We start from the raw sequence: 4,022 nt of genomic DNA, 5'->3' as shown, positions 1-4,022 counted from the left end.
TTGGAGGTGATGCGTACGACGATCCGGTCCGACAGCACCTTGGTGCCGCCCGTCACCGCCGACCGGTCACCGCCGGACTCCCGGATGACCGGGGCCGACTCACCCGTGATCGCCGACTCGTCGACCGACGCGACGCCCTCGACGACATCGCCGTCGCCGGGGATGATCTGCCCTGCCTCGACGACCACGTGGTCGCCGAGCCTGAGGCCGGAGGCGGGGACCTCCTCCTCGCGGAGCGAGCTCTGCCCGGGCCTCCAGTCGGTGAGTCGGCGGGCGACGGTGTCGGTCTTCGTCCGGCGCAGGGTCTCGGCCTGTGCCTTGCCGCGGCCCTCGGCCACGGCCTCGGACAGGTTGGCGAAGACGACGGTCAGCCAGAGCCACACTGTGATGACCCAGGCGAAGATGCTCGGATCCTTGATCGCCGAGAGCGTGGTCAGGACGGCGCCGACCTCGACCACGAACATCACGGGGTTCTTGACCATCACCCGGGGGTCGAGCTTCTTGAGCGCGTCCGGGAGCGAGGTGAGCAGTTGCTTCGGGTCCAGCATGCCGCCGGAGACACGGTGCGGCTGCTGCGGCCCGGTCGGGGCGCCGCCCGGTGACGCGGGGGGTTCGAGGGTGGTCAGGGACATCAGGACAGACCTTCCGCGAGCGGACCCAGCGCCAGGGCCGGGAAGTAGGTGAGGCCGACGACGATCAGGATCACGGCCGTCAGCAGGCCGACGAACTGCGGCCGGTGGGTGGGCAGCGTGCCCGCCGTGACGGGCACCGGCTGCTGCCGGGCCAGGGAGCCGGCCAGCGCCAGGACGAAGACGATCGGCAGGAAGCGGCCGAACAGCATGGCCAGGCCGAGCACCGTGTTGTACCAGTCGGTGTTCACGGTCAGGCCCGCGAAAGCCGAGCCGTTGTTGTTGGCGGCCGAGGTGAAGGCGTACAGCACCTCGGAGAAGCCGTGGGCACCGGTGTTGAGCATCCCGGCCCGCTCACCGGGCAGCGCCATGGCCAGGCCCGCGCCGACCAGGACGATCGCCGGGGTGGTGAGGATGTAGAGGGAGGCGAACTTCATCTCCCGGCCGCCGAGCTTCTTGCCCAGGTACTCCGGGGTGCGGCCGACCATCAGACCGGCCACGAAGACCGCGATGACCGCCAGGATGAGGATGCCGTAGAGACCCGATCCCGTACCACCGGGGGCGATCTCGCCGAGCATCATGTTGAAGATCGTCATCCCGCCGCCGATGGGCGAGTACGAGTCGTGGAACGAGTTGACCGCGCCGGTGGAGGTGAGGGTGGTCGACACCGCGAACAGAGCCGAGCCCCACACCCCGAAGCGCTGCTCCTTGCCTTCCATCATGCCGCCGGCCACGTGGCCGGCCTGGCTGCTCACGCTGTGCAGCTCGTTGACGGTGACGATCGCGACCGAGGCGGCCCAGATGACGCCCATCACGGCGAGGATCGCGTAGCCCTGGCGGTGATCGCCGACCATGCGGCCGAAGGTGCGCGGCAGGGAGGTGGCGATCACCAGCAGGAGGTAGATCTCCAGCAGGTTCGTGAAGGCGTTGGGGTTCTCGAACGGGTGGGCGGAGTTGGCGTTGTAGAAGCCGCCGCCGTTGGTGCCCAGCTCCTTGATGGCCTCCTGCGAGGCGACCGGGCCGCCGGTCAGGCTCTGGTGGTCGCCGATGAGGGTCGAGATGGAGTCCACGCCGTGGAAGTTCTGCACGGCGCCGCCCGCGACGAGCACGATGGCGAAGACGAACGCCAGCGGGAGCAGGACGCGCACGACGATGCGCGTGAGGTCCACCCAGAAGTTGCCGACGCGGTCGGTCTTCTTGCGGGTGAAGCCCCGGATGAGGGCCGCGACGACGGCGATGCCTACGGCCGCGGACACGAAGTTCTGCACCGCGAGACCGGCCATCTGCACCAGGTGGCCCATCGTGGACTCACCGGAGTAGGACTGCCAGTTGGTGTTGGTGACGAAGGACGCGGCCGTGTTGAAGGACACGCCGGGCGTCACGGAAGGCATGCCTATGGACAGCAGCAGGTGGTTCTGCAGCCGCATGAAGGCGTAGAGGAAGAGGACGGAGACGGCCGAGAAGGCCAGCACGCTCCGCAGGTAGACGGACCACTTCTGGTCCGCGTCGCCGTCGACCCCGCCGAGCCGGTACACGAGGCGTTCGGCGCGCAGGTGTTTGACGGAGGTCAGGGTGTGGGCGATGTAGTCGCCCAGCGGCCGGTAGGTCAGGGCCAGCGCGCCGACGAGCGCGAGGATCTGAAGCCAGCCCGCGAGGGTGTCGTTCACTAGAACTTCTCCGGGTAGATCAGCGCCAGCACCAGGTAACCGACCAGGGCCACGGCGACGACGAGTCCGACGACGTTTTCGACGCTCACAGCCGCTCCGCCCCCTTGGCCACGAGGCCGAGCACGGCGAAGACGGCGACGGTGAGGACGATGAAGGCCACATCTGGCATGCGGAGCACCCCGGTAGTCGTGTGGGGAAGAATGCCGCGCACCCGGTCGGGCCCGCGGCGCCGGTGAAGAACCGGTGTACGTAGCGAAGCGCCCCGCAGTGCCCCGGACAGGCTTCGTTAGCGGGTCCCTGACGCGGCCCGGAGACGGCTTGACGGCTCCTTGACGCCGCACCTGCGAAGAGGTGGGGTGACCGGCGGCGCGAGCGCCACACTGGCGCGGGTCACGGCGCTCCGGCAGTGGTACGACCCGGCGATGCAGCTCTGTGACCTGGTCGAATGCTCCCGGTAGCCCTGCGGTGCGCCTGGCGCCCCGGTGGGCCGGCAGGTGGTGTGGGACGTGGACGTGCTTGCGCCGGACCGCCGAGTGCGGGACTGCGGGGCTCCAGGCCCGGTCATGGGCCGACGCCGGGGCCGGCCGTTGGTGGATCGGTCACGCGGACCCGGTCACGCCGACGCGGCCGTGGGCGGCCGGTTCAGCCGTCCAGCCAGCCGCGGTCGCGCGCGAGGAGCGCGATCTGGAACCGCGTCCGGGCGCCGAGGGCGGCGCCCGCGTCGCTGACGTGCTTCTGGACCGTCCGGCGGCTCACTCCCAGTACCCGGGCGATGGCGTCGTCCTTCATCCCCGTGGCCATGAGGTGGAGGATCGCCCGGGTGCGTTCGTCCGTCGCGACCGCTTCGCGCTCGCCCCGTGGGACGGGCCAGTCCTGGCGGCTCTCCAGGGAGACCGGAGTCGCGCATGCCCAGACGCCCTCGAAAAGGGCCACGCACACCTCGATCAGGGCCGAGGAGTGCACCACCAGGGAACCCGCCGAGGGCCGGTCGAGGTGAAGCGGGAGGAGAGCGGCCGTCCGGTCGAAGACGGCCAGCTTGACGGGGACCCGTGTGCCCAGGCGCAGTTCACCGCCGACCGCTATGCCGCGCATCACGGTCTCCAGGGACACCTCGTCGGTGAGGCCGTCGGCCTCGTACACCGAACGCAGCCGCACCCCCGGGGCGACGGCGGTGCGGTCGGGGTCCCGGTGCCCCGAGTCGTCCGCGGTCTCCGTCACATAGGGCGGCTTGGACAGGTGCAGCACCTCGCTCCTGCTGCCCTTGAGCAGGTACGCGTACCGGGCGGTGACCTCCTCGCCCTGCTCCAGCACCTCCACCAGGTCGGGTGCGCCGGGGTGCGCGGCGGAGCGGTAGAGCTCGTCGAGTTGCTCCACGAACAGCTCCGTACGCGCCAGTTCGCTGCGCCTGCGGGCGAGCAGCGAACCCAGTGAGGAGCGCGGCGGTCCGGCCTTCCAGCGCGGGGACCCGCCGGGGATGCGGATGACGAGGAGTTCGTCCTCGAGGGCCCGCAGCACCCGCTCGGCCTCGCAGACCGACGTCCCGACCACCTCAGCCACCGCGCCGGCGTCGGCCGAGGGATGGCCCACCAGGTACTCCAGCACCCGGGCGCCCAGGGCGTCCAGCCCCAGCCCCTCCCAGGGACCTCCCGATGAGACATCCATGCAGCTTGCCACCCCTGTACGTCCACGCATCGGCTCATGATCGTACGCCTCGCGGAACGGCCGG

Annotated in this window: 3 protein-coding genes and 1 pseudogene; all 4 read right to left on the bottom strand. The window is 70.4% G+C overall.

The genetic code is table 11. From position 1 onward, the window contains the following. Positions 1-632 (bottom strand): annotated as a pseudogene (locus tag ACRWND_RS30445) (potassium-transporting ATPase subunit B); the annotation flags it as partial. Continuing rightward, positions 632-2,296: a potassium-transporting ATPase subunit KdpA gene (gene kdpA, locus ACRWND_RS30440; RefSeq protein ID WP_431955145.1), complete on the bottom strand. Its 1,665-nt coding sequence runs from the start codon at positions 2,294-2,296 to the stop codon at positions 632-634. The gene kdpA and the pseudogene ACRWND_RS30445, both read right to left, overlap by 1 nt. Then, the gene (gene kdpF, locus ACRWND_RS30435; RefSeq protein WP_361812010.1) at positions 2,296-2,385 is read right to left on the bottom strand and encodes a K(+)-transporting ATPase subunit F; all 90 of its coding nucleotides are present in this window, start codon (positions 2,383-2,385) and stop codon (positions 2,296-2,298) included. Before kdpF ends, kdpA begins: the two co-directional genes overlap by 1 nt. A gap of 553 nt (positions 2,386-2,938) precedes the next feature. Then, positions 2,939-3,958, bottom strand: coding sequence for a helix-turn-helix transcriptional regulator (locus tag ACRWND_RS30430; protein ID WP_431955143.1), 1,020 nt, complete (start codon positions 3,956-3,958; stop codon positions 2,939-2,941). Positions 3,959-4,022 lie beyond the last annotated feature (64 nt).

The organism is Actinacidiphila sp. bgisy167 (assembly GCF_965342175.1).
Classification (GTDB): Bacteria; Actinomycetota; Actinomycetes; order Streptomycetales; family Streptomycetaceae; genus Actinacidiphila.
This window is presented reverse-complemented; position numbering and strand designations above follow the sequence as displayed.

Bases quoted from the DNA above. Each gene is read 5' to 3' on its own strand.
- ACRWND_RS30430 (WP_431955143.1), bottom strand. From the start codon at position 3,958: ATGGATGTCTCATCGGGAGGTCCCTGGGAGGGGCTGGGGCTGGACGCC.